The sequence below is a fragment of the Microcoleus sp. PH2017_24_DOB_U_A genome, assembly GCF_020738205.1.
In the GTDB taxonomy this organism is placed as follows: domain Bacteria; phylum Cyanobacteriota; class Cyanobacteriia; order Cyanobacteriales; family Microcoleaceae; genus Microcoleus.
Map to the genome: position 1 here is coordinate 201,663 of NZ_JAEQCT010000016.1, position 24,775 is coordinate 226,437.

Consider the following 24,775-nt stretch of genomic DNA (forward strand, 5'->3'; position numbering starts at 1 on the left):
GGGGAGAGTTGAAGAATTGCCACACTAGACTTTGCTCTCAACCAAAACTCGATCGCAACTTCTTATCGTAGTCCTGTAAGTGTGTTAAAATACACCGATGTTGAAAGCAATCAAGGTCAGAATTTATCCTACAGGCGAACAGCAAGCACACCTGGCACAAGCTTTCGGTTGTGTTCGTTGGGTTTGGAATCAAGCTCTTTCTGTCATGTCGTTGACCTACAAAGAGACGGGTAAAGGCTTGTCTGCTTACAACATGAAGAAACAGATCCCGGTATGGAAGACTGAATTTGAATGGCTCAAAAAATGTTATTCGCAATGCCTTCAACAATCGGTTTTGAATCTCTCTCAAGCGTTCATCAACTTCTTTGATGGTCGTGCTGGTTATCCCACTTTCAAGAATCGCCACGGCAGACAATCGATCCAGTACCCTCAAAACGTCAAAGTTTTGAATGATACTGAGATTAAGTTTCCCGGAAATCTTGGAACGGTGAAAGCTAAGGTTCATCGTGAAATCCTGGGAACCCTCAAAACTGTCACGCTATCGGGAATGACTGATGGGCGCTACTATGCCTCGTTGCTCATTGATGATGGGATGGAAAAACCGGAATCTAGCGATGGCGGTAAAGCGATTGGGATTGATTTGGGTTTAACTAATTTTGCGGTCACTTCAGATGGGTCTAAGTTTCAGAATCCTCGCCATCTCAAGAAGCATGAGCGCAACCTGAAACGGAAACAGCGCAAACTTTCCCGCAAAAAGGATAAGACAACGAACAAACGACGCAAGGCTAAAAAAGCTTTGGCGCGTGTTCATTCAAAAATTTCACGAGTCAGAGAAGATTACCTCCACAAACTATCCCGCAAGATAGTCAACGAAAACCAAGTGATTGTGGTGGAAGACCTTGCAGTTAAGAACATGGTGAAGAATCACAGCCTATCTAAAGCAATCAGCGATGTCGGTTGGGGAACGTTCTGCACCATGCTCAAGTACAAAGCAGAGCAGGAAGGAAAAATCTATCTAGAAGTAGACCGATTTTTCCCTTCGTCTCACCTTTGCTCTAACACCTTGCTGCGAGTGCCACATATGGATCTATCGGTCAGGATGTTTGCTTGTCCTCATTGTGGACAACGGCATGACCGAGATATCAATGCAGCGGTCAACATCAGAAATGAAGGCTTGCGGATATTGGCGCTGGGAACCAGCGCTACTGCCCTTGGAGGGAGTGTAAGACCAAAGCGGTATGGGCGAAAGTCTACTACCGTAGCGGCGACTCCCGATGAATTGGGAAGCCTACTCCATACCGCATAGCGGTTGGTGTAGGTAGTTCACTGCTAGTTCTAGGGTTTGTTGTTGCGGTGGAAGCGTCTCTTAGTCCTTCTAGCAATAGCTTTGCGCTTCTGCTTTTCGAGGGGGGTTTCAAAGTGGCGGTGCTTTCTCATGTCGGGAAAAATTCCCGCTTTGGAAACTTGTCGCTTAAACCGTCGTAGGGCTGACTCAATCCCTTCATTTTCGCCGATTACAACTTGGGTCATTCTTTCTCCTTTGGTTCGTTAGATCAAGTTTTATCATATCAAGGTTTCTGGCGGCGCGACCTGTTGGATGTCGGGCGATCGACCAAAACCCCAAAATTATACCAGAAAATAGGTTCTTCATTCAGTTGATAGTTGACAATTGACAGTTGACAGTTAATTGACAGTTGACTACTGACCAACTGACCAACTGACCAACGTATCCGCTCAATAAATCGGGGTAAATCGCTCAATGATGAGCGTTAAATATCGCAAAATCGTTCCAAACGCAGTAGTCTACCCCGAGCTATTGAGCGGATACTGACCAACTGTCAACTGTCAACTGTCAACTGTCAACTGACCAACTGATTTTCCTGGCGCAGGTAAGCTTGAATAAACGGCTCTAATTCGCCGTTCATCACATCTAAGACGGCAGTTGTTTCCACTCCAGTCCGCAAATCCTTGACCATTTGATAGGGGTGAAACACGTAGTTGCGAATTTGGTTGCCCCAAGCCGCCTCTACCATATCGCCGCGAATCTCGGCAATTTCGGCGGCGCGCTGTTCCCTAGCAACCACCAACAGCCTAGCTTTGAGTAAGGCGAGAGCTTTTTCTTTATTTTGCAACTGACTGCGTTCTTCGGTACAGCGGACGGCTAAACCAGTCGGAAGGTGAACGATGCGGACAGCCGTTTCTACCTTGTTAACATTTTGTCCGCCCTTGCCGCCTGCGCGAGAAGTCGTGACTTCCAAATCTTTTTCTGGAATATCCAGTTTAACGGATCGATCGAGCACCGGCATCACTTCAACGCCCGCAAAACTTGTTTGACGCTTGTCATTAGCGTTAAACGGCGAAATTCTCACCAAACGGTGAGTACCTTTTTCCGACCTCATGTAGCCGTAGGCGTAGCGGCCGACAATTTCCAAAGACGCAGATTTCACGCCTGCTTCCTCTCCCTCAGAAATCTCGGTTAAATGTACCTTGTAACCCTGACTTTCACCCCAGCGGGTGTACATCCGCAGCAGCATTTCGGCCCAATCTTGAGCATCTGTACCGCCGGCCCCGGCGTTAATTGTCAAAACCGCGCCGCCTTCGTCGTAGGGCCCAGAGAGTAATTGTTGCAGTTCCCACTGGTCAAGTTCGCGGGTTAATTGGGAAAGACTCGATGAGGCTTCTTGGAACAGGGACTCGTCTGCGTCTAACTCCAGCAGTTCTAAAATAGCTCTAGCGTCTTCTAGGCTAGTCTGCCAGCCGTGGTATTGGTCTAAATGAGATTTGAAGTCATTCAGTTCTTGGAGGGTTCCTTGAGCTTGTTCTTGGTCGTCCCAGAATGCCGGTTGGGCGCAGATTTGCTCTAAATCTTGGATTTTGGCTGTGAGTGCGGGGATGTCAAAGATAGTCCTGGGTGGTACCCAGTCGATCGGACAATGTTTCAATATCGTGTTTGATGTCTAGAACTTCCACTGTGAGTTCTCCTAGTTTTGTGGTGTCTTGTCGATTTTAGCTGAAATTGGGTTCAATCTGTGCAAATCAATTTTTCAGCAGCAGACCAGCTTTGATGAATGGGTCAATCTTGCCGTCGAGTACCTCGGCGACGGCTGTTGTTTCGATTCCTGTACGGAAATCCAAAACTTTGTCCTGGTTTGCGCTGTCGCTGGCAAATTGATATTCTCGAATTGGTTGGTTGAGGAATGTTTTTAGCCGATCGCACTGAATGTCTGCAAGCTGCTGAACTCCTTGCCTTTGCATAATAGCAAACAGTTTGCTCTTGAGAACCGCCAAAGCCTTGTCTTTATTTTGCATTTGAGTGCGACATCCGTCACAAATGGCAGAAATACCAGTAGGAATATGCACAATTTTCACCCATGCTTTGGTTCCGTTAGTATTCTGATTGAGATTGGGTAATATGGCTCTTAAATCCTGCTGTGCAATCTCCAATTGCACGTACATTGGCAAAATTTCCACCGTCGCTGTAGAAGAGAGTCGCATTATGGTAATATTAAAAGGCGATTTCCGTTTAAGTCGGTGTATTCCGGTTTCTGACTTGAGATAGCCGCAAGCGTAACGTCCGTCTATTTCCAAGGTTGTAGAAATAATTCCTATTTCAGGCGCTGGGGAAGATTCAACGTCCGCAACTTGGTAGCCTCGGCTTAGTCCCCACATAATATACATTCTGAGCAACATTTCTGCCCAGTATTGAGCATCGATACCGTTTGTTCCGGCCTTAATTATGAGGTAGGCTCCATTTTTGTCGCAAGGCCCGCTCAAGGATTGCTCTATTTCATACTCTTGGAGAGAGTGGTTTAGTTGAGCTAAATTAGTTTGAAGTTCTTGCTCTAGTTCGTCGTCTGCTTGAAATTCGAGTAACTCCAGTGCTGCTGTAGCATCTGCCAAAATTGTTTGGCACTGGTTGAGTTTTGCCTGATAGGATTGGAGTGCGTCTAGTTCTTGGAGTGGTCGTTCAACTGTCTTGATGCTTTTGCCAGATTCCGGCTGTGCTGCTAGCTGTTGTAACTTTTGGCTTTCGGCGGTTAAGGCTGAGTCAAAGACAGTCTTGTAGGTTGGTTAGTCGATCGCACAAAATTTCGATATTGTGTTTGGTCTCTAGAATTTCCACTGTGATTTCTCCAGCGTTGTGGGTGATTATATTAATCTTAGCTTGTGGCTCACTTGTTGTGCCACAAATACTAAAAAATATTTTTTGACCGCGGATGAACGCGGATGAACGCGGATGCAAGCGGGAATTGTCAAGGTAATAAAAAACCGCAGCCGGATGTCGATCGCGCTGCGGTTGTTTTTAAGCTAAACTTTCAATGATTAATCGCGACCGTTGAGAGCAATCATCAGGCGCAGAATGAAGATGAACAAGTTGATGTAAGTCAAGTACATCGACAGGGCGGCGGGCAAATACTGGTCGTCGTGGTAGGTGCGGGGTAAGATGTAAAAATCGACGATCGCAGCACCAGCAAATATAAACACGCCGATGCCAGAAATGCCAATTTCCAACCAAGTTGGGGTGTAAACGCCAAACAGCGACAGCAGAAATTGACCGCCAACGACTACTAACAAAGCAATGACACCTAAACTGATAGTCTTGGTGAGGGCCATGCCGTCTGCTTCCGACAAGTTGGAGCCTATTTGGCGGGCGGCGATGAAAGTAATGCCGCAGCCGAGGGCTGCAAAACCGATGCCGCCGATACCGACGCCTTGGGTTCTGAGGGCTGTAAATACCAATCCGCTGAGGGTGTAGCCGGAAAGCAGGCTGTAGGTAGCCAGCAGGGGCAAGGCGGTGTTTTTGTTGTTTTGTTCGGCGGCGGCGCTGGCGACGAAGAACAGAATTAATTCTAGGACGATCGCAGCAATAAACGTGGGAAAGAAGATACCGGGATAGTTGCGGATGACTCCGAGGCCGCCGTAGGTGCCGACAGCAGTTAAGACAAGTCCGCCGCCCACGAAGGGGAGAGCGTTAGCGATGACGTTGGGGCCAACCAGCGCGTGGTTTTTGGCCTCGCGCACGGCTTCGCGGAAGTTGCTGGTGTTACTCACGAGGATGTTACCTAATTTTGGCTGAGATTTGCTATCTATATTTTGACAGCTTTACAGTTTGTTGACAAAACATGAAGTAGTTTAAAGATTTGATAAAGAACGGGGGTGAGATCACTTCCTACCTGGAAGTGATTGTTTATAATCAACGCCGTACCAGTAAATCTCCACCCTGCGGTCGTTGTCGGGGAACGATGTCTGAGACCGTTGTCAGTCGTCGTAGAGCTATAATTGAGGTTAAAGTACCGGTGCTATTGGCGGCGATGGGCAACCTAAAAGTCGATCGCATTGCAAATACATAGCTGAAGTTAATCAATTTGGAATTTGGGATTTACGATTTGGGATTGAGCAGTTTATGATTGAGTCAGGGACTCCCATTGATTTTAGGTTTTTGATTGGTGACTTAGTTGAAACTACAGCCCGGAAATCTGAATCATCTCAACTATAAAATAAATCTTAAATTTTTAAGCGGTTGGGTGGGTTGCGAAAGTGGTCGAGACAGGGTATGTAAAGCAAATTAATCGTGAAAGTATTTAGTTCGATCGACAAAATGCCAAACAGGTAATATCTAATGCCCACCTTTTTTGCTCGCACATTATTCCCACCTGCCGCCGGAATTCTATTGGCGGCAACTACCCTTATTTCCGGCGGTCAAGCTGCCCTTGCAGCTAATGTCAGTGCCGTTTCTACTGCCACTTCATCGCAGGGTTCAGAACATTTGCTGCTGGCTCTGACTGGTCAATCCGCGCAAGGTACAATTTTACCGAGCCCGAACTCGGGAACGGTAAACCGGGCGGCTGGGCCGGTGAAAATTCCTGAGCCTTCAATGCTGGCGGGGTTGGTTTTAGTCGCCGGTTCGCTGGTGATGACTCGCCGGAGAGGGAGAGTTAAACAGGAGAGTTTTGGCAAAAATCAAAGTTTTTAGATTGTTAAGAGTAGATGCAACACAGGGAAGATGCCTGTGCCACAATTCAGGACACAGGGAAGATGCCTGTGCCACGATCCAGGCTAGTGAATCTCGATGTGAACTACCCGACTCTCACCCTATCGGGTAGAGAGCGGGCTTCCAGCTTCAAGGGGAACCGCGTTCGACAAGACCGAAATCTTGCCACCACGACTTACATTCCCTCCACTGGCAGCAGCACTCGTTCCTAATGCCAAAAACCGCAAGGCTTCATCTCTGATATTTTTTGCCGCATTCACGTCGCGATCGTTTCGAGATTTACATTTAGGACAATCCCAATGACGAACATCCAATGGCATCTCAAATACTTTGTGCAGACAATTATTGCAAGTTTTGGAGCTAGGGAAAAATCGCTCAACCTCAATATAGGTTTTCCCATCTTTCTCAGCTTTGTACTTGAGCATTGTTCCGAACATCCCCCAGCCAGCATCGCTAATTGCTTTGGCTAGACAGTGGTTGCGTACCATGCCTTTGACATTTAGATCTTCTACTGCAATGACTTGGTTTTCGTCTACTATCTTGCGGGACAGTTTGTGCAGAAAATCCTCGCGAACACGTTTGATTTTAGAGTGGACTTTAGCCACTAATCTTCTAGCTTTGTTTCTAGTGCTACTTCCTTTCTGTTTACGACTGAGTTTTTGCTGTTTGCGCTTGAGGTTTTTGCTATGTTTCTTGAGGTGACGAGGGTTTTTATACTTACTGCCATCGCTAGTTACACAGAAGTCAATCAAGCCTACATCTAAACCAATTGCCTTGCCTTTCGCAGTAGTTTCTACGCTCTTGATGCCATCATCAACCAAGATAGAAGCAAAATACTTTCCATCTGGGTTTTTAGATACGGTAACAGTCTTAACTGTGCCATCAAAAGTGCGATGAACTTTGCAATTCACTTCACCAATGATAGGTAGCTTGATCGACTTTTCGCCAACCTTGACATTCTGAGGATAGCTGACAGATTGCCGACCGTGCTTTGATTTGAAGCTAGGGAATCCAGCTTTTTTCTCAAAGAAGTTTTGGTAGGCAACAGACAGATTTAGCGCAACAACCTGTAGAGATTGCGAGTAAGCCCCTTTCTTCAGCCAAGGATATTCTATTTTTAGCTGAGGTAATAAACCTTGGATCGCACCTCGACTTAGCCCCTTACCCGTAGCCTTGTATGTTTCCTGACTCATATTTAGGCTGTAATTCCACAACCAACGCGAACAGCCGAAAGCACCAGCAAAATACTGCTGCTGTTCGGCTGTCGGATATAGTCGGAACTTGTAAGCCTGATACATTATCATTAACCAAGGTTGCTGATAATATTATAGCTGATATACAAAGAAAATGCAAGGAGTTTGCTCATCTCGTCGCCGAGGAGCCCATCTCTCTATGGCTTACGCCTAGTAGCTTGTGGGCAAATGGGACTCCTCACCTCGCTCGGCTTTCATCCCGACGCTCACGCCCTGCGTTAGAGCGCGGGACTTCCCGCGTGTCCGTTAAGGATTTTAGCCGATCGCGTCGCGCAGAGCATTTTTAGTCATAGCTGCGATCGACTGTTCCGAAGCTTTCGGCAAATGATAGTATTTCCCGCCAGAAGTCTTGGCCAACTCCTTCGCAAAGCCGGTCGAAATAAACTTGCTCTCGGTATCAATCACCAGCAACTGCATTCCCAAACCGCGAATTTTGGCAGCAATTTCTAGCAACTCCTTCTTAATATCCGGCTTTTCGCCATCTAAAATCGGTTCGCCCAAAGAACGAGCCAAAGGAATATTACCGCGTCCGTCAGTAATAGCAACAATCGCCACTTGACCGATATCTCCAGACTGCCGCGCATTAACTCCCACGCGCACCGCCTGAGTCAAACCGTGGGCCAGGGGGGAACCGCCGCCGCAGGGCAATCGTTCCAAACGCTTGCGGGCCAAGGCTATCGATCGAGTCGGCGGTAACAATACTTCTGCTTGTTCTCCGCGAAAGGGAATCAGCGCAACTTGGTCGCGACTTTGATAAGCTTCGGTGAGTAGCTGCATGACAGCACCTTTGGCCGACTGCATCCGGTTGAGCGCCATGGAACCCGAAGCATCCACGACAAATACGACTAAAGCTCCAGCTTTTCGGGCTAAGCGCTTCGCCCGAATGTCTCCCTGTTCCACAAATACCCGCTTATCTCGATTTGGGCTGGAACTCGCCGCGGGTTCCTGGTCTGAATTCCTTTGGCGGCGGGCTTTTTGGTAAGGTGCGGCGGCCCTAAGAGTCGCGTCAACGGCGATGCGACGGACTGGGCCTTTGGGCAATATTGGCTTGACGTAACGGCCTCTATCTTCGGAGAAAATGGTGGTTCTGCTGCCGGATTTGCCTTGTTTGTTGGCGGATTGTTGGGCGAATAAAAGCACGCTGGGGTCGAGAATTACGCCTTCGGGGTCAAACAGAAATTCTTCGGGAATGGTATCTTGCTCTGGTTCTTCTTGAGGTTCGGGGTTGTCTTCATCCTCTTGATTTTCTTCGTCTTCTTGCTCGTTTTCTGGTTCGTCTTGTTCTTGTTCTGACTGCTTTTGGGGTGGTGGCGGCGGGGGAGGAGGAGAGTTTTCGTCTGGGGGAGATTGGATGACGGTGGCGCGGGGTACGATGACTAATTCTACGGCGCGGCGCAAGTCTTCGGCGTTAACTTCTGTACGTCCTTCGATGGCGGCGCAGGCGCGGGCGACGCGCACTGCGAATATTTCGGCGCGGTGTCCTTGAACTGCGCCGCGGATGGCTTCTTCTACTAAGTAGGCAACTTGTTCGCGTTTAATGGTGACATCTTTGAGCCATTCTCTGGCGAGGATGATTTGGGTTTTGAGGTTGTCGGTGTCTTCGGCGTATTGGTTGAGAAATTCTTGGGGCGAGCTGGAGTAGGATAAAGCTTGTTCTACTGCGTAGACTCTTTCTTGTAGTTCGAGGGCTGCGTCGGCGGAAAGGACGATCGCGATGCGATCGAGCAAATGTTCTCTGAGGGGGCCTTCTTCGGGGTTGTAGGTGGCAATGAACAGAGGTTTGCAGGGATGTTGGAAGCTAATTCCTTCGCGCTCTATTTGGTTGCGGCCTTCGGTTAATACTGTGAGCAATTGGTTGGAAATATTGTCATCGAGGAGGTTAATTTCGTCTACATAAAGTACGCCTCGATTTGCTTGGGCTAAGAGTCCGGGTTGAAATACAGTTTGACCGAATTTTACTGATTGTTCGACATCGACTGAACCTAAGAGTCTGTCTTCGGTGACACCCAAGGGAATTTGAATGAATGGTGTGGGAATTATTTCGGTGGCTGGATTTGTATTTGTGGAACGGGCATCTTGCCCGTTTTCTTCTGACAGGTCAGAGGCATTTTCTGCAATAATTTCATCAGGTTCAGCGTTGCAAAAAGAGTCTTTGACAATTTCAATTGGTGGCAGTAGGGAATGCAAGGCGCGGGCCATTACTGATTTTGCTGTACCGCGGCGTCCGGCGATCGCAACTCCTCCCAATCCGGGATCTACTGCTGCCAACAGCAGGGCTAATTTGATTGCTTCTTGCCCAACTACGGCGGTGAGGGGAAAGGATGCTGTGGAAGGGCTAAGGCTGGCTGCGGGCATAGGATTTTCTGATTTTCGGATCTAAAAATTTGAACTTAATGTTTAGGTTACTGCTTGAAGTATTTTAACTTCTAAGGGGAGAATCACGGTAAAAGTTGAGCCGACTCCGATTTCTGATGCGAGCTCGATTTTGCCTTGCATCAGGGTAACGAGCCGCGATACTATAGCTAATCCCAAACCGGTGCTGTCGGGGGGAAAGTGCTGTTGGCCGGCTTCTGAGGCTTGAAAGAATGGCTCAAAGATGCGGTTGGTATGTGCGGGAGCGATGCCGATGCCGGTATCTGTAATGGCGATCGACCAATTTGCATTTCCAGCACGGCAGCAACTTAATTCAATGCTACCAGATTCTGTATAGCGAATGGCATTGCTCAGCAGGTTGGTGAGAATTTGTTGCAGCCGCTGTCCGTCGGCGATTACTTGTGTGGGGGCGCAGTCGCTGGTAACAGCGAGCTTTAATCCCTTAGCATCAGCCATTGGCTGCATCATTTCTACTACGGTATTAATTAGAGATTGTACATTAGTTTGCCGCAGGTTAAGTTTAATTTTGCCGGCATCGGCGCGAGAAAGTTCTAGGGTATCGTTAATCAGGCGCAGCAACTGTCTGCCGTTGCGCAATACTCGCTCGATGTGTTCGATGCCGGGGAGAGTATCTTTGATTTCGGCTTGCCATTTTTCTTGGCGCAAAAATAGTTCGGAATAACCGATAATTGAGTTGAGGGGAGTTTTGAGTTCGTGAGCTAAATGGTAGAGGTTTTCTTGGTTGACGCTGACCAGGCGAGAGAGTTCTTGATTGTTCAGTTCTAACTGAGTTTGGATTTGTTGAAGTTCCTGGAGCCTCTGAGCGACGTAGCTATCGAAACACTGGGCAATTGCTTCGTCTACTACGGCATCTATGAGCCGAAAAGCTCTGAATACGTCGGCGGTGGTTCCTGCTAGCAATGGTGCTTCTAAGTGGGAGAATATTACTTGACGCAATAAATGGTATTCCCGAGCTACTTCTGCGGCATCGTAGCCTTGTTCTGCTCGCAGAAACCCGTGGTCTAAACTGGCTTCAATTATTGCTTTTATGTCGCTGTTTTGAGATTGTGAAAGCACTGTGACCATCGCCCCCAACAGGTGAGGTATGTGATTTTCGATCGCAGAGTGTGGCAAGGTGTCAGCGCTTTCTATTTTCCGATCCAAGCGTACTGCTTCAATCCAGTTTTTGAGGATGGTATCGGTTTTGTCGGCGAGCAGTTGGCTGTAGTCCATAATGTCTGCGTGGGGGCGAAGTTTGGCAGATATTCCCCATGTTTCATTGTAGTTGAGCGATCGCCCGATCGCCATACCAAACTTCACCCCCACGCGAGCCTGCCAAAAGAAGTAGTTTCGCTCTAATTTTTCCCTGTGCTGCAACTCTCACTATGAATACATTCCAGCTTGGTGCTGCCAAAAGGAGCACTTAAACTTATTGACCTAATAGCCATAAAGTAGTATAATCCCTCAATCCGAGAGGTTTGAATTTTTAATTTTTAATTTTGTCAGGGGACTAAATGGAAAACGTGCAAGCTGCGATCGCTGCGGCCACATTTATCGGTGTAGTTTTCTTAATAATTACAGAATGGATACACCTCACAATTGCGGCATTTCTGGGAGCGCTGATTCTGGTTTTCACCCACGTAATGACGTTAAAGGATGCGATCGAATATATTAGTCGCAGTCACGGAACGCTGGGCTTGTTTTTTGGAGTCATGGTCATGGTGAGAGCCTTTGAGCCTACCAAGATATTCGACTACTTGGCAACTCAAATGGTGCTTTTGGCGAAAGGCAAAGGCAAAAATCTCTTGCTTGGTATTGTCGGAATTACTACCCCAATTTGTGCAGTTTTACCCAACGCCACGACTGTCATGCTGCTAGCACCGTTAATACCGCCAATGGCAGAAGAAGTCGGTGTAGATTTTGTGCCGCTGCTGATTTTAATGGTATTTGTGGCTAACAGTTCGGGACTGCTGACAATCGTGGGAGATCCGGCGACATTCATAGTCGGCGATGCGATTAACATGAGCTTTACAGATTACCTGTTAAAGTTAAGTTTAGGTGGGGCGATCGCCGTAGCAGTCATCTTAGTTATTCTGCCGTGGATGTTCCCCGAAATCTGGCACAAAGAATTGGATGATTTGGAACATTTGCCACACCCAAAAATCAATCATCCGCGAGTGTTAGCGGTGGGCGGTTTAATTATAGCTTTCGTGCTGACATTTTTTGTAGTGGGAGAGTCGCTGCCCGTGCCAATTTCACCAGCAGCCGTGGCTTTGTTGGGGGCGGCTTTGGCAATGCTCTTGGCTCACCATTCCAAAATAGATTCTTTGAACAATATTTTACGGGATTTAGATTGGAGTACGCTGCTATTTTTCATGTCGATATTTGTGCTAATTGGCGGTTTGGAAAAAACCGGAGTCATCGCTGGGATGTCGGGAATTTTAGCAGCTATTTTAGGTAAAAATATTTTTCTTGGTTCTTTAACGCTGTTATTTTTCGTGGGTTTGATGTCGAGCGTGGTGCCAAATATTCCGCTTGTTGTGGCGATGGTGCCACTGTTAAAACAGTATGTTGTGAATGTCGGACTCGCACCGACGGAGGTGCTGGCACCCGATTTTGCAGGGCAGTTTCCACCTGCTGTGCTGCCACTGTTTTATGCGATGATGTACGGGGCAACTTTAGGAGGAAATGGCACTTTGGTAGGAGCTTCTTCTAATATTGTGGCTGCGGGAATTTCTGAGCTGCACGGGCGCCGGATTTCTTTTCAAACTTTTCTGCGTTACGGGCTTCCTGTGATGGCTTTGCAATTGGTGGCTGCGGCTGTTTATGTAACTATCCGGTTTCTGATTTGAAGAAGTCATTAGTCATTAGTCATTGGTCATTAGTCATTGGTCATTGGTCATTAGTCATTAGTCATTGGTCAGCATTTATTATACCCCTTCAAAAAAAGCAACTGTAGGCCAGCGATCCAAACCCTTAAGTCATCAGTCATTGCCTAATCTCAAATCGAAAAATGGAAAATCTCAAATTGTATTAGTTCTGTTTCTCAACTTTTGGGCTTCGCCGATCATCGCCCCTACCTACTCCTAAAGACGTATTGACAGGATGAGAAGGTCGTGCTAGGTTAATTTAAATTGGCTTAAAAGTCAAGCCTAATCCAGCACTGCGCCCTTAAACAAAGCCTGTGGCTGGAGCGGAGGAACCAATTTTCGGGGCGAATCCCTACAGAATTAAAAACCAAAGTTAAAAATTGCCAAATTTGAGTGTAATTTTGAGTTTGAAATCTTTAGAGAAGGGCATCTCTCAGTCCTAGCCCGTCAGCTAACTTCGCAGGCATTGAGAAGAGACTGAAGAGTCAACTTGTCTTCAATAGATAGTTTGGCTTCGTCAGTGTCTCCGGTTGGTATTGTTCAAGATTTCTTGTACCGCCCCTGACTCTGAGGAGATTTAAATGTCAATTCAACTTAATTTATCTGCGATCGCAATTGCCGGACAAGCTGCCTGGAAACGAACAAAACCCGTCATCATCCGAGATAATGTATTGTTGCCGGCGGTTGGTTTTTTGGGAATTCTTGGCCTGTGGTGGATTGTTGCCAGCTTCAAAAGCGATTTAATTCCCACTCCGTATCAAGCGTTAATCGCTAATTTAGATTACATATTGCATCCATTTTACCAGCGCGGGCCGGGAGATTTAGGCATTGGCTGGCTGCTGCTGGCGAGTTTGCGGCGGGTGTTGCTAGGATTTTTGCTGGGTGCCGTTGTGGCGATTCCCGTGGGATTTCTGATCGGGATGTCGAAACCGGCGATGATGGCGCTCAATCCGCTGATTCAAATCTTCAAACCGGTGTCGCCGCTGGCTTGGCTGCCGATCGCTCTATCAATCTTTAATTTAGCAGATCCGTCGGCAATTTTTGTGATATTTATTACGTCTTTGTGGCCGACAATTATCAACACGGCTTTGGGAGTCTCTAGCGTTTCCAAGGATTATCTGGATGTGGCGCGAGTGTTGGAGATGCCGCGCTGGAGGCGGATTACTAAGATAATTTTGCCTGCGAGTTTGCCTTACATTTTTACTGGCTTGCGGATTAGTTTGGGGATTGCTTGGCTGGTGATTGTGGCGGTGGAAATGCTGACTGGTGGTGTAGGAATTGGCTTTTTTGTGTGGGATGAGTGGAGCCGTTTGAATCTAAGTTCGGTATTTTTAGCGGTGTTTGTAATTGGCTTAACTGGTTTGCTGCTCGATTGGGCTGTTGGCAAGGTTCAGGAATTGGTAACGCATCGATCGATCGAGAGTCATTAGTTATTAGTCATTAGTCAGTAGTCATTAGTCATTAGCTAAAAACTCAGGTTTGAGATGGCGGATAGTTAGCGATTAACGATGGAGAATTATATCATAGTGAACTCCAAATAAAATGCAATTGATTTGCTAGAGCCAAACCCTTAACTCATCAGTAATTGCCAATTCTTCAATTCTTCAATTCTTCAATTCTTCAATTCTTCAATTCTAAAATCTAAAATCTAAAATCTAAAATCTAAAATGGTATGAGTGATAACTTTTCCAATGAATGGAATCGGCGGGAGTTTTTGCAAGGAATGGGTGCGGCGGCGGGAATGGCTTTATCTGGTTGTGGGATTAACGCCGATCGATCGGCAAAAGGACTCACAGAAGAAGCCGAAGCGGTAAAGCCGATCGTCAATTCCCAAACCTTAGAGAAACCCAATCTAACCATAGGGTACGTACCCGTTAACGATTGTGCACCATTTGCGATCGCCTGGAAGAAAGGATTTTTCCGCAAATACGGCTTAAACGTCAAACTCAACCGCGAAGCAAGCTGGGCAACCTCCCGCGACGGCCTGATTTTCGGGCGCCTCGACGCCTCCCCAGTCGTATCCGGCGCCATCACAAACGCCCGCATTGGTGCCGAAGGAGCGCGTCACGCACCCATGTGCGCGGCAATGACAATTCACCGCCACGGCAACGCGATGACGATGAGCAAAGCAATGTGGGATTTTGGTTTGCGCCCGTGGCACGAATACAACGGCAATTTAGAAGAATTTGGCAAGCAATTTCGAGGTTTTTTTGAGAGTCAACCAGTAGAAAATAAAGTCTGGGCAGTTGTACTAAGTTCTGCTATTTACGAATACTTTGTGCGTTATATATCTGCCGCTGCCGGTATCGATCCGTTCAAAGAATTTAGGATAATTATTGTGCCGCCGCCTCAAATGGTAACGAATATGAGAATCGGGGCGATGCAGGCTTACATGGTGGCAGAACCTTGGAATACGCGGGCAATTAAAGGTAATTTGGGCGTGGGGTTTACCTTCGCGCAAGGTAAGGAAGTTTGGCAGGGACATCCCGATCGCGTTTTGGGAGTAATGCAATCATTCATTGACGAAAACCCGAAGACTTATTACTCGCTGGTGAAGGCAATGGTGGAAGCTTGTCAGTTTTGCAGCAAACCGGAAAATCGCAGTCAAATAGCAGCATTGTTGACCGATCGATCTTTTACGGGGGCTAAACCTAAAAACGGGGCGATCGACAAATTTACGCGACCGGGAATAGTTGGGGAATACAATTATGGTGGGTTTGATGAAAAAGACCGCACTATAATATCTGAAGATACCACAATTTTCTATGACATTCCTAAGAACTTGCCCCAAATACCGGGAAATCATTCAACATTTTTGTGGCAGTCTCACAGTATTTGGTTGATGACTCAAGCGGCCCGCTGGGGACACATTAAGGAGGTGCCGAAAAATGCTGATGAATTAGCTAAACAAGCTTGGAGAACCGACCTTTACCGCAAGATTGTTGCCGAAATGGCGATCGATTGTCCCCAGGAGGATTACAAAGTCGAACCTGCGGAAGTTTTCATTGACAAAAAATCATTTGACCCCAGCGATCCGGTGGGTTATTTGAATAGTTTTGAAATTCGAGCCAATCGCCCTCAATCTTTTTTTCAGTCTTAATATTTGACTGCTTTCGCTGTTCCTATGACATCTTGCACCATTTTCAACAACCTGTATGGGCGGGGAAAGCCAACAGCCTAAAAGGTAGCAGACAAGTTAAATAAACCCGCCCCACCCCACGAAAAAGCCCCAATTGACATTGATGCAAGATCTCAGTTGAAATCGACTGCTAAATTTGAGAGTTTAGGCAGTCGCAGTTAAATTAAATTACTTTACTACTTGTTAGGAGAATACCGTGACTCAATTTACTTCTACATCTACCCCCACCAACGACAAAGTTAACAGCAAATCTGCTAATTTTCTGGAAATAAACAATTTGTTCAAGTCGTATAAAAATGCTGATGGCAGCGAATTTAGCGTTTTGGAAAATATCAACTTAAGTATTGGATCTGACGAATTTATTTCAGTAATCGGTCACTCGGGTTGTGGCAAATCGACGCTGCTGAAAATAGTAGCAGGTTTGGAACAACAAAGTGGCGGAATCGTGACACTAGAAGGCAAGGAAATTCGCAAACCTGGAGCCGATCGCATGATGGTATTCCAGCACTACGGATTGCTGCCTTGGTTGACGGTGCGGGAAAACATTCGCCTAGCAGTTGATGAAGTTTTGCAAAATCTCAACCGCGCTGAGAAGATTAGCCTTGTCAATGAACACCTAGCAATGGTAAACTTAACAGCAGCAGCAGATAAATATCCCGATCAAATTTCAGGGGGCATGAAGCAACGGGTTGGGATTGCGCGAGCTTTGGCACTTCGGCCGAAGATGTTATTAATGGACGAACCATTTGGAGCGCTGGATGCTCTGACTCGTGGCAAGTTGCAAAAACAGGTGCTCGATATCTGGGAAAATCACAGACAAGCTGCAATGATGATTACCCACGACGTGGACGAGGCTATCTATATGTCCGATCGCATTGTGTTGATGACAAACGGCCCGGCGGCGACAATCGGCGAGATTTTGGCAGTGCCGTTTTCGCATCCGCGCGATCGCCAGGAGTTGCGGGAATCTCAGGAATATTACGAACTGCGAAACTACGCTTTGAATTTTCTCGATCGCTACTTTACTCAAGACGAATAACCCAAGGGCGACTAGAAGAACCGACAAAAAAATTCACTTAAGAGAGGTCTAGCCTGTGAATCTCAAAACAATTTTAGCGCGTTTTGAAAGTGCATTAGGATGCCAAAACTTAGCGGAAGAAATGGTGTTGCTGCCGGAGTCAAAAGTCCCTGTTTCTAAGAAAAAGTCAAAACCGACAAAACCGACAAAATCTATCAATTTTATTGTGGGTTACAACAGTTCTCCTCAAAGTCAAACAGCTCTCGATATTACCCTTTGGATTGCTCATCAAACTCGTTTAGTAACAACTCAAGAAGTCACGGTGCAAGTCGTCTACGTACTCGACGAAACTCCCAACATTTACGATGAAAATACTTGTAGTTTGGGTGTGGAAAATGCCTGGGCTACGAAGCCCCAACTGTCGGATTTAGAGGAAAAATCGGCTCTTTACTGTGCAGCGCCTGCGATCGCATTACCTACAGCCGAAATCCAATCGGTATCCCAGCGAGCGACCTGGATCGATCCGCCTTATTTTCGAGCAATTTTCTGTCAAAATAATGAGTACGAGGTAGCAGATAAGTTGCTGTGGCAAGCCCGCTGTTTGGCTGAGGAATGGCGCGGTTTATTCAAAGCTCATTTACGCATCGGTAAAGTTGCGACAGAATTGAGAAATGTGGTAGAATTAGAATCGGCAAATTTACTATTTTTAGGCTGCAATTCTCGCAACCACCCGCTGGTTAGGCAACTCGGCAAGAATTTTCCCTGCTGCGTGTTGGGGATTCCTGCCGCACTCAGCTATCCGATGGATTTGGGGCCCGAAGAAAGTTTGAGCAACTTGCAGTTGGCTACAGCTATGCCTGCACGTTAAACTTGTGGGAAATGGAAGCCTCTGAGGTGAGATTTTATAGCGCGAGCGAGTTAAGATCCCTGCGCGGTTGGTGCTTCTCTTGCTTCAAAAACGCTAGATTGATGAGTGTTATTAAGGGTTGTTGAATGCTTATCGGATCGCAGAAAGTTCATCAACTAATTTTATCCTGCCCCGGCAGACAGAGCGCAGGAGGCGATCGATAGAGCGTTTGTCATCCTCAGTCAAAGTCTCGTCAAAAATAGCCGCCAGCAAACCGTAGCGATCGGCTATAGTAATGTAGCCTCTATGATTCACTTCGGCAAACAACTCGCCCAAAGCAGATGGAATCAGGTTGACAGGGGTTTGCATAGAGATTGACTCTCAACTCGACATCGCGCGATCGATCTTTTCTGCGGTAACAGAGATCGATCGGACTATTTTATTCTCTCGGTATATTGCCTGAAAAGATGTGATAATAAACAGCAAAATTTGTGATAATAAACATCAGAATTTGTGAACGAAATCACATTTAATCTTGGCGAATTATGATTCAATTTTACAGTTGCGTTGGGAGCATCTCAGTTTTGCAAGAAGCATTTTTAAAGAGCGGACTCTACTGATGTACTACGAACCATTTTTTGAGCGGGGCAGCACTGTAAATGCAAAACTGAGATGCTCCCGTTGCGTTCGATCGCAAACAGAGCAACTGCAAACTTAATTTTTGCTAAAGATTGTAAATCGGCACTGCTTCCACCGGTTCAGCCAACTCAAACTTAAACACGCGCGAATAGAAATAGAATTCGCCATCAAGAGTTCTTTTGATATTTTCAGCGCGACGAAAACCGTGCTGTTCCCCTTCATAAGCAACGTAAGCAACCGGCAAACCTTTAGCTTTCAATATCTCTACCATCATTTCGGCTTGATTGGGCGGCACGACTTTATCTTCCAATCCTTGAAAGAAGATAACGGGACAAGATAAACCTTCGGCTGCATGAATGGGCGATCGAGCTACATACAAATCTTTTCGTGCAGGATAAGGCCCGATCAATCCATCCAGATACCGCGCTTCAAACTTGTGAGTATCATTTGTCAAAGCCTCCAAATCGCTAACTCCATAATAGCTCGCACCGGCCTTAAACACATCGCGGAAAGTCAGAGCGCACAGAGTTGTGTAGCCCCCTGCACTGCCTCCGGCGATCGCCATTCTTTCGCCGTCTACCAAACCCTGTTCGGCTAAATATTTAGCACCATTAGCGCAGTCATCAACATCAACAATACCCCAACTATCTTGCAGCCTTCTTCTGTATTCCCGGCCGTAACCAGTGCTACCACCGTAGTTGACATCAAGCACCGCAAAACCGCGACTCGTCCAATATTGAATTTTCAAATTCATGCTGCTAGAAGTAGCAGCAGTCGGGCCGCCGTGGCTTTTGACAACTAACGGCGGTTTTTCAGATTCAGGTGCAGCGAAGTCTTGGTTTTTCGGAGGATAGAAGAAGCCAAAAGCAGTCAAACCATTTTCGGTTGGAAATTCCAGCGGTTCCGGTACAGAAAGATAACCAGAATCGATGTTTAAATCGCTCGACTTTCGCAAAATTTTCCGTTGACTTGTGGCTAAATTTAGCTGTACAATAGCAGTAGATGCGATCGGCGAACCTGCCAGAAAAACTACCGTTTCTCCCCGCGCTTTCACCGACGAAATATCAGTGTAACCTGTCTCAATATTTGTCAACTGCTTTGTCGCTAAATCGAGACTTCCTAGATGCCACTTACCTTGCTGAGTGTAGGTGCAAATAATTTTGCTTTCCGAGACAAAGGCATAGGTTGACATTCCAAAAACCCATTGGGGAAGGCCGAATTCAGCGGACATTTCGCAGACTGGTTCAATTTCTGGTTGTTCGCGCAAGCTTTTTTCTATCTTTGCTTCCCCCCTTGCTAAGGGGGGATTGAGGGGGGTTCTGTAAAAATTCCACCAGTTCGACTTATCAGAAACAAAATACAAAACTCCATCGGGCGACCATTCCGGCTGAAAAATTGACTCATCAACCCCGCCCGCAACTAAATATTTTTCGCCTAAAGAACCATCAGCATTAATTTCTGCCACCCACAATTCTGTGCCATCCCAGGGCATATTTGGGTGGTTCCAACAAATCCAGGAAAGTTGAACACCGTCAGGACTCAAACGAGGGGAAGCATAAAAATCGTTGCCCTGAGTTAAAATTTGAATATCTTCGCCGTTATCTAGATTAATACTAACAATTGTATTCACAGATTCGCCTCTTCCTGCATTGTCTTCGCGCACACAAATCAGGCGATTTCTTGGTTTGTCAACGATCGCATCTGCGTAGCAACATTTAGCAGCAGGTGTCAAGGGTTCTGGTGGAGAATTTAATGTTTGACAATAAATTCTTTGGTCGGCAAAATGAGAGAAATAAACCACGCTATCAGAAACTGCAAAAGCAGCGCCGCCGTATTCGTGGACGCGAGTGCGAACGTTGAACGGAGGCGGTGTTACGTCAGTTATTTTACCGTCGGGAGTCCGCCGCACGAGGACGCTTCTTCCTGCTTCCGATGGTCTTCCTTCTACCCAGTAAATATCATCGCCGTCAATGGCAATTTGTCCGAGTCCGACAGTTCCTGAAACAATTAAATCTGAGGTAATGGGAGATTTCCAAGAGCCGTAAGGTGATATGGTATTCATAATAAATTATTTAGTGAGTGAGGGACAGATTGGGAATTGGGAATTGGGAATTGGGAATTGGGAATTGGGAATTGGGAATTGGGAATTGGGAATTGGGAATTGGGAATTGGCGAGTACCTCACTTGAGAACGGCTATAGTTGAATCAGTTGTGTTTTTAGAACAAATAAATTTATATTTGTACTTTACACTAATTCAATGATGGGGAAGCAGAATGTCGAAAAAGCTGGTACTAATCGATCACGACGGTGCAGTTGACGACTATCTCTCAGTCGTGTTGCTGATGACAATGGAGGAAGTGCAAACTCTGGGAGTAATTGTCACTCCGGCGGATTGCTACATTCAGCCAGCCGTGAGTGCAACCCGCAAAATCCTCGATTTGATGGGGTGTTCAGAGGTGCCAGTGGCGGCGAGTACGGTGCGGGGATTGAATCCATTTCCGGTGTTGTTTAGGCGAGATTCCTTTGCGTGCGATCGACTTCCCATTCTAAATGAAAAAGCAACCATTGACACACCGTTAATATCAGAACCCGGACAAAACTTTATGGTGGGAGTTTTGCGGGATGCAAAGGAACCGGTCACATTAATGGTAACGGGGCCGCTAACAACAGTGGCACAAGCCTTAGATATTGCACCAGAAATTGAAAGCAAAATCAAAGAAATTGTGTGGATGGGAGGGGCGCTCAACGCTATAGGCAATGTTAGCAAAGATATGAAACCGGGACAAGATATGTCGGCGGAATGGAATGCTTACTGGGATCCGATAGCCATTGAGAGAATTTGGCAAACACAAATTCCCGTTGTGATGTGTCCTTTAGATATCACCAATAATGTACCGCTGACTGTGGATTTTTCTAATCGCTTAGCCAGACAGCGCAAATATTCAATCTCCGATTTAGCAGGACAGTGTTATGCTTTAGCAATATCTCAAGATTACTATTTTTGGGATATTTTGGCAACGGCTTATTTGGCACATCCAGAATTTTACGAACTGCGAGAATGGGAAACCGAAATAGTTACTGAAGGTGTCAGTCAAGGGCGTACAAAAGTTGAAACAGGAGGGCGAAAAATTCAAGCAATGGATCGAGTAGATACGGAAAAGTTTTACAATTACATATTGCAACAGTGGGCGCGTTAAGCATAACAATATCTGGTAGAGGCGGGTTCTTAGCCAAAAATATCCCTACAAAACCCGCCCTAACTCAAATATTTACGCTATCTTCTCTTTCCTCTCTTTCTCTGCGCCCTCTGCGCCCTCTGCGGTTAATCAAAAAAAATCTCATTCACAAATCCAACAAAATTGCGGTAAGCGGCGTGGACTCGGTTCGTCAATTGTCGATAGTGGAAAAAATCCGATGAAATTATCCTCAAAAAAATTCTGGATTGTTGCGTGTGTTTTGTACTTGTTAATTATTCTCAGTATCATGCTGGTAGCAGATATGGGAAAGTTAACTAACTTTCCTCTGGCTCATCCGCCTTATGATAAACTCGGACATTTTATTTTGTACGGAATAGCATCTTTTTTGTGCCATAGAGCAACGGGCAAAAAAATGATGATGGTGTTGAATTATCCAATTCCTTTCGGGCCAGCACTGTTTACTATTTTCACTGCTGGGGAAGAAATGCTGCAAGCGATTTTACCGAATCGTACTGCTAGTATTGAAGATTTTTTAGCGAGTTTTGCGGGGATTGTAGTTTTTTATTGGATTGGTGAAGCTTGGGATAGAAAATAAGGGAAGTTCGGCAACGGATTGTGTAACGGATGTAACGGATGTAACGGATGCAAGGAAGAAATAAGAATAAGGAAGAAGGAAGGAAAGAAGGAAGAAAGAAAGAAGAAGGAAGAAGGAAGAAGGAAGAAGGAAGAAGTTGAGTTTGTAGGGTGATATTCGGCGCATCGGTTGATGGGGGCGATCGACTAATGTTGTGTTTATGTATTATCCAACCATTGCGATCGGGTGCGTAGCTATTAAATTAGCTAGGGATTGTTGGTGGAGCCACACCCTAGGACTTTTTTGGTATAAGGATATTTTGGCAGCATAAAATGGAGCAAATGTCAATAAAATGTGTTTGCGAAAGTTCAATTAGTCTCTTCCAAAAAGGTTTGTACTCGACCGTTTGGTCTCAATACAACTCGAATTTTCGGGTTTTTTCCATGAGTAACCGCAGAAACAAACGGCTCGCCGACTAAGGGCATACTAGCCCGATCGATATAATCGGCGGCTGCTTTGCCCATCGGGACAATAGTTTGAATTGAGCCGTTTTCATCGATCTGGAGGCTGTATTCCAAGGTTTGTTCCATTCCTTCTGGTGGCTTCCAGCGTTCCTCAAAGTAGGTTCTAGCTTCTGAAACTTGAGGAATTGTATCAAATAAAGTGCGGTTTTTTTTGCTGGCGGTAGCCCGGTTGTTGTCCTCTGACTCGGCTTGCGGTTTAGTGTCCTCAAGGGGTGGGAGTTCGGTGCTGGGGGGGGAAATCGGCTGGGGGAGGGGGGGGAATGATTGCGGTGGGGGAACTGGGAATCGCGATGCAGATAGGGATGGTGGCAGGGGGGGCGGTACGGCGGGAGCTAGTCTCGGCGGTATGGGGGGTAGCAGGTAGGGTGCTTGGGGGGCGGCAATTGGGGGCCCTGCGGGATCGGGAATTGTGATGATTTGCCCTTGGGGGAGGGCTGGGGCGCTCTGTGATGCTGCGGGTGCGCTGCTGTTGGGGGGGAATAGCAGGGGTGGCTGCTGGATGGGGCTGGGTTTGTTGGTGCTTGGGCTTGGGGCTAGGGCGATTGGGGGCAAGCTGGGGCTGGGGGTGGCGGCGGCGGTGTTGATGGGCGGCGGCGGTAGGGGGGGTAAGCCTGGTGTGGCTGCGGCTGTTGGTGTTGCTGTTGGGGATGTGGTGGGGGATGTGGTGGGGGCGGGAACTGGGCTGGGGGTGGCGCCGGCAAGTATTTGGGGCTGCGGGAGTGCGGGGGGAAATTGTGGGTTGGCGGGGGCTGTGACGGGGGCTGTGGCGGTTGTTGGGGAGGTGTTGGAGGACGATCGATCGAGCATTTTAACAATTCCCGTGGTCATTCCGACGCTGGCGACTAGGATTGCTGCGATATTCAACCATGGTAATGCTTTCGCTTCTGGGCGATCGCGCTTGAGGTTAGGGACTGCCATGACTTCGGCGGCGCAGTCATCTAGTGCGGTGGCTAAGTCAAAGAGTTGGAGGGTACTCAAGTGTACTTCCGGCCCGGATTCGGCGGCGCTCAATGAGCCTAAGAACAAGTTGTGGGCGAGCAAGCCGCGGGGTTCTAGGCGGGGGGGAACTGGCAGGTAGGTAGTGTTTGGGGCTGCGGTTGCTAGTTCGGATGTGCTGGGGGGTCGATCGAATGTAACGACATTGCGCGCGACTTCTGGCGAGTCTGGGGCTGTGGTAAAACCTGTTTGGGAGTTGAGGTTGTTGTCCCAATCGCGGGCTTCGCCGAGGAAGTTTTGGACGTAGTTGGTGACTGCTTCGTGGAGGGTTTCGAGTTGATTGCGATCGCCCCTGAGAGTAACGTGTTCGGTATCTGGTAGCCTGGGGTCATCTAGTCGCAACTCAAAATTTAAAGATTTAAACACGGGTTTGCCCGCCCAACGAGATAGAGGCGAACTTTTGGCTGTAATTTCCAGCGTGCAAGTGGGGGGCGTGTAGCGTTTGAGAGCCATAGCAAGAAGACTGTATGTTATTTGTTATTTGTTATTTGTTATTTGTTATTTGTTTGTTCTAATAACCAATAACCAATAACTAATGACTGGTGACTAATTCTTAGCACGATCTAGGAGGGCGAGCCAGAGGCGCCGGTGGCCGCCGGGACTGCTGTAAAACAGCAAATCGATCAGGAGTTTCAGGGCCAAATTAGTTAGTTCTTTTGCCGATAAGCTTTCTGCATCTTCCATGCGATCGGCATAAGTGTTGCTGAACCTATCAATATAGTCTCCCAACAAAGCGACTGTGTGAGGTTCGCGGTTTTGCTCAGCCATTTGTTCGAGCAAGGCCACGGCGCGGCGGATTAAAGCTTGATGCTGTTTTGCCAAATTACAGCTTATCAAAACGAGCGATCGAGCTTCCTCCACATCCAGTTTTTTCCGTCCTCCCTGGCCTTTTCGCAGCGGGTTCGATTGGCGCAGCCGCCACAAAGCCACGCGATCGGCTACCATTGGCTCTAAATTCAGTTCGGCTGCTACCTTGAGCATCGCCTCTGAGCCAATTTCTGCCAGGGCTTCTAGGGCTAACAGCACTAAATCCAGTTGGGCTTTAATGTTGTCCAACTGGGTAGGTTCTGGTGCTTTTTGGGTCAATTCTTCCCAGTTGGGAGATGGGCCCGTTTCGTTTGTGGGAGCGGAGGGCTTTACAGTCGAGCGCATGGCTTGGGCACGGGAAATAAGACAGGTTGATGCAGGATATCGACAGTATGCAGTAATGCAAGCTTTGTGGCCGGACAAAAGCTGATCTGTTAATTTTTCTCCATAACTCGTGGCTTTGATTCCGGCAATCCTAGTTGCTGGACGGATTTGCGAGTTGAAAGTTGCGGTTGCAAGTTCGATCGACCAACCGCAGCAAAACC

General features: G+C 47.1%; 21 protein-coding genes, 1 pseudogene and 1 riboswitch. Of the genes and pseudogenes, 10 read left to right on the forward strand and 12 right to left on the reverse strand.

The features are described from left to right. The first annotated feature begins 97 nt into the window (after positions 1–97). Positions 98–1,306: an RNA-guided endonuclease TnpB family protein gene (locus JGK07_RS01620; protein WP_293223494.1), complete on the forward strand. Its 1,209-nt coding sequence runs from the start codon at positions 98–100 to the stop codon at positions 1,304–1,306. 29 nt (positions 1,307–1,335) lie between these two features. Here the strand turns inward: JGK07_RS01620 and rpsU are convergent, their stop codons facing one another. From rpsU to JGK07_RS01645, 5 genes and pseudogenes are all read right to left on the reverse strand, one after another. After that, positions 1,336–1,530, reverse strand: a complete 195-nt coding sequence (gene rpsU / locus JGK07_RS01625) for a 30S ribosomal protein S21 (RefSeq protein ID WP_006632476.1) — start codon at positions 1,528–1,530, stop codon at positions 1,336–1,338. Between the two features lie 329 nt (positions 1,531–1,859). Continuing rightward, positions 1,860–2,970 (reverse strand): peptide chain release factor 2 gene (gene prfB / locus JGK07_RS01630; protein WP_293174547.1). Its coding sequence is split into 2 segments (ribosomal slippage): positions 1,860–2,897 and positions 2,899–2,970, totalling 1,110 coding nucleotides; the frame shifts between segments, so codons are not numbered across the junction. A gap of 66 nt (positions 2,971–3,036) precedes the next feature. Further along, positions 3,037–3,495 carry a peptide chain release factor-like protein gene (locus tag JGK07_RS01635; RefSeq protein ID WP_366025133.1) on the reverse strand — a complete coding sequence of 153 codons (459 nt, stop codon included), beginning with the start codon at positions 3,493–3,495 and terminating at the stop codon, positions 3,037–3,039. Next, a pseudogene (locus JGK07_RS01640) lies at positions 3,481–4,026 on the reverse strand (PCRF domain-containing protein); the annotation flags it as partial. The pseudogene JGK07_RS01640 and the gene JGK07_RS01635, both read right to left, overlap by 15 nt. A gap of 297 nt (positions 4,027–4,323) precedes the next feature. Next, positions 4,324–5,052 (reverse strand): Bax inhibitor-1 family protein, encoded by a 729-nt coding sequence (locus tag JGK07_RS01645; protein ID WP_293174544.1) that lies wholly within the window; start codon positions 5,050–5,052, stop codon positions 4,324–4,326. Between the two features lie 568 nt (positions 5,053–5,620). On the opposite strand from JGK07_RS01645, the gene JGK07_RS01650 reads away from it, so the two are divergent. Further along, positions 5,621–5,974 (forward strand): PEP-CTERM sorting domain-containing protein, encoded by a 354-nt coding sequence (locus tag JGK07_RS01650; protein ID WP_293189731.1) that lies wholly within the window; start codon positions 5,621–5,623, stop codon positions 5,972–5,974. 119 nt (positions 5,975–6,093) lie between these two features. Here the strand turns inward: JGK07_RS01650 and JGK07_RS01655 are convergent, their stop codons facing one another. From JGK07_RS01655 to JGK07_RS01665, 3 genes are all read right to left on the reverse strand, one after another. Beyond that, entirely contained in the window at positions 6,094–7,290 is a 1,197-nt protein-coding gene (locus JGK07_RS01655; RefSeq protein ID WP_293174981.1) for an RNA-guided endonuclease TnpB family protein, read from the reverse strand. Positions 7,291–7,500: 210 nt separating this feature from the next. Further along, positions 7,501–9,600 carry a magnesium chelatase ATPase subunit D gene (bchD, locus tag JGK07_RS01660; protein WP_293195676.1) on the reverse strand — a complete coding sequence of 700 codons (2,100 nt, stop codon included), beginning with the start codon at positions 9,598–9,600 and terminating at the stop codon, positions 7,501–7,503. A gap of 42 nt (positions 9,601–9,642) precedes the next feature. Next, positions 9,643–10,995, reverse strand: a complete 1,353-nt coding sequence (locus JGK07_RS01665; RefSeq protein WP_363319632.1) for a HAMP domain-containing sensor histidine kinase — start codon at positions 10,993–10,995, stop codon at positions 9,643–9,645. 137 nt (positions 10,996–11,132) lie between these two features. On the opposite strand from JGK07_RS01665, the gene JGK07_RS01670 reads away from it, so the two are divergent. The 5 genes from JGK07_RS01670 (at position 11,133) to JGK07_RS01690 (ending at position 17,513) form a co-directional block, all read left to right on the forward strand. Further along, the gene (locus tag JGK07_RS01670) at positions 11,133–12,470 is read left to right on the forward strand and encodes an SLC13 family permease (protein ID WP_293174531.1); all 1,338 of its coding nucleotides are present in this window, start codon (positions 11,133–11,135) and stop codon (positions 12,468–12,470) included. A 287-nt stretch (positions 12,471–12,757) separates the two neighbouring features. Beyond that, positions 12,758–12,969, forward strand: a riboswitch (cyclic di-AMP (ydaO/yuaA leader). Between the two features lie 100 nt (positions 12,970–13,069). Next, positions 13,070–13,918 carry a nitrate ABC transporter permease gene (gene ntrB, locus JGK07_RS01675; protein WP_293241276.1) on the forward strand — a complete coding sequence of 283 codons (849 nt, stop codon included), beginning with the start codon at positions 13,070–13,072 and terminating at the stop codon, positions 13,916–13,918. 242 nt (positions 13,919–14,160) lie between these two features. Further along, complete coding sequence (locus tag JGK07_RS01680; RefSeq protein WP_293174526.1) at positions 14,161–15,588, forward strand: ABC transporter substrate-binding protein; 1,428 nt, start codon at positions 14,161–14,163, stop codon at positions 15,586–15,588. 235 nt (positions 15,589–15,823) lie between these two features. After that, positions 15,824–16,666 carry a nitrate ABC transporter ATP-binding protein gene (locus JGK07_RS01685; protein WP_293189735.1) on the forward strand — a complete coding sequence of 281 codons (843 nt, stop codon included), beginning with the start codon at positions 15,824–15,826 and terminating at the stop codon, positions 16,664–16,666. A gap of 55 nt (positions 16,667–16,721) precedes the next feature. Further along, on the forward strand, positions 16,722–17,513 hold the full coding sequence (locus tag JGK07_RS01690) for a universal stress protein (protein WP_293174520.1): 792 nt from the start codon (positions 16,722–16,724) through the stop codon (positions 17,511–17,513). A 129-nt stretch (positions 17,514–17,642) separates the two neighbouring features. Here JGK07_RS01690 and JGK07_RS01695 read toward each other — a convergent pair whose 3' ends face one another. Both JGK07_RS01695 and JGK07_RS01700 read right to left on the reverse strand, forming a co-directional pair. After that, positions 17,643–17,861, reverse strand: a complete 219-nt coding sequence (locus JGK07_RS01695; RefSeq protein ID WP_293174517.1) for a hypothetical protein — start codon at positions 17,859–17,861, stop codon at positions 17,643–17,645. 355 nt (positions 17,862–18,216) lie between these two features. Then, positions 18,217–20,193: a S9 family peptidase gene (locus JGK07_RS01700; protein WP_293241278.1), complete on the reverse strand. Its 1,977-nt coding sequence runs from the start codon at positions 20,191–20,193 to the stop codon at positions 18,217–18,219. Here JGK07_RS01700 and JGK07_RS01705 point away from each other — a divergent pair. From JGK07_RS01705 to JGK07_RS01715, 3 genes are all read left to right on the forward strand, one after another. Then, complete coding sequence (locus tag JGK07_RS01705) at positions 20,183–20,335, forward strand: hypothetical protein (RefSeq protein WP_293174511.1); 153 nt, start codon at positions 20,183–20,185, stop codon at positions 20,333–20,335. The genes JGK07_RS01700 and JGK07_RS01705 overlap by 11 nt on opposite strands. A 70-nt stretch (positions 20,336–20,405) precedes the next feature. Continuing rightward, positions 20,406–21,329 carry a nucleoside hydrolase gene (locus JGK07_RS01710; RefSeq protein WP_293223504.1) on the forward strand — a complete coding sequence of 308 codons (924 nt, stop codon included), beginning with the start codon at positions 20,406–20,408 and terminating at the stop codon, positions 21,327–21,329. Positions 21,330–21,546: 217 nt separating this feature from the next. Then, positions 21,547–21,924, forward strand: coding sequence for a VanZ family protein (locus tag JGK07_RS01715; RefSeq protein ID WP_293195667.1), 378 nt, complete (start codon positions 21,547–21,549; stop codon positions 21,922–21,924). A 347-nt stretch (positions 21,925–22,271) separates the two neighbouring features. Here JGK07_RS01715 and JGK07_RS01720 read toward each other — a convergent pair whose 3' ends face one another. Next, positions 22,272–23,876: a DUF4335 domain-containing protein gene (locus tag JGK07_RS01720; RefSeq protein WP_293241282.1), complete on the reverse strand. Its 1,605-nt coding sequence runs from the start codon at positions 23,874–23,876 to the stop codon at positions 22,272–22,274. A 93-nt stretch (positions 23,877–23,969) separates the two neighbouring features. Further along, entirely contained in the window at positions 23,970–24,575 is a 606-nt protein-coding gene (locus tag JGK07_RS01725; protein WP_293156631.1) for a DUF3038 domain-containing protein, read from the reverse strand. Between the last annotated feature and the right edge of the window lie 200 nt (positions 24,576–24,775).

Bases quoted from the DNA above. Each gene is read 5' to 3' on its own strand.
- JGK07_RS01620 (WP_293223494.1), top strand. From the start codon at position 98: ATGTTGAAAGCAATCAAGGTCAGAATTTATCCTACAGGCGAACAGCAA.
- rpsU (WP_006632476.1), bottom strand. From the start codon at position 1,530: ATGACCCAAGTTGTAATCGGCGAAAATGAAGGGATTGAGTCAGCCCTA.
- JGK07_RS01635 (WP_366025133.1), bottom strand. From the start codon at position 3,495: ATGCGACTCTCTTCTACAGCGACGGTGGAAATTTTGCCAATGTACGTG.
- JGK07_RS01650 (WP_293189731.1), top strand. From the start codon at position 5,621: ATGCCCACCTTTTTTGCTCGCACATTATTCCCACCTGCCGCCGGAATT.
- JGK07_RS01655 (WP_293174981.1), bottom strand. From the start codon at position 7,290: ATGTATCAGGCTTACAAGTTCCGACTATATCCGACAGCCGAACAGCAG.
- bchD (WP_293195676.1), bottom strand. From the start codon at position 9,600: ATGCCCGCAGCCAGCCTTAGCCCTTCCACAGCATCCTTTCCCCTCACC.
- JGK07_RS01670 (WP_293174531.1), top strand. From the start codon at position 11,133: ATGGAAAACGTGCAAGCTGCGATCGCTGCGGCCACATTTATCGGTGTA.
- ntrB (WP_293241276.1), top strand. From the start codon at position 13,070: ATGTCAATTCAACTTAATTTATCTGCGATCGCAATTGCCGGACAAGCT.
- JGK07_RS01680 (WP_293174526.1), top strand. From the start codon at position 14,161: ATGAGTGATAACTTTTCCAATGAATGGAATCGGCGGGAGTTTTTGCAA.
- JGK07_RS01695 (WP_293174517.1), bottom strand. From the start codon at position 17,861: ATGCAAACCCCTGTCAACCTGATTCCATCTGCTTTGGGCGAGTTGTTT.
- JGK07_RS01705 (WP_293174511.1), top strand. From the start codon at position 20,183: ATGGTATTCATAATAAATTATTTAGTGAGTGAGGGACAGATTGGGAAT.
- JGK07_RS01700 (WP_293241278.1), bottom strand. From the start codon at position 20,193: ATGAATACCATATCACCTTACGGCTCTTGGAAATCTCCCATTACCTCA.
- JGK07_RS01710 (WP_293223504.1), top strand. From the start codon at position 20,406: ATGTCGAAAAAGCTGGTACTAATCGATCACGACGGTGCAGTTGACGAC.
- JGK07_RS01715 (WP_293195667.1), top strand. From the start codon at position 21,547: ATGAAATTATCCTCAAAAAAATTCTGGATTGTTGCGTGTGTTTTGTAC.
- JGK07_RS01720 (WP_293241282.1), bottom strand. From the start codon at position 23,876: ATGGCTCTCAAACGCTACACGCCCCCCACTTGCACGCTGGAAATTACA.
- JGK07_RS01725 (WP_293156631.1), bottom strand. From the start codon at position 24,575: ATGCGCTCGACTGTAAAGCCCTCCGCTCCCACAAACGAAACGGGCCCA.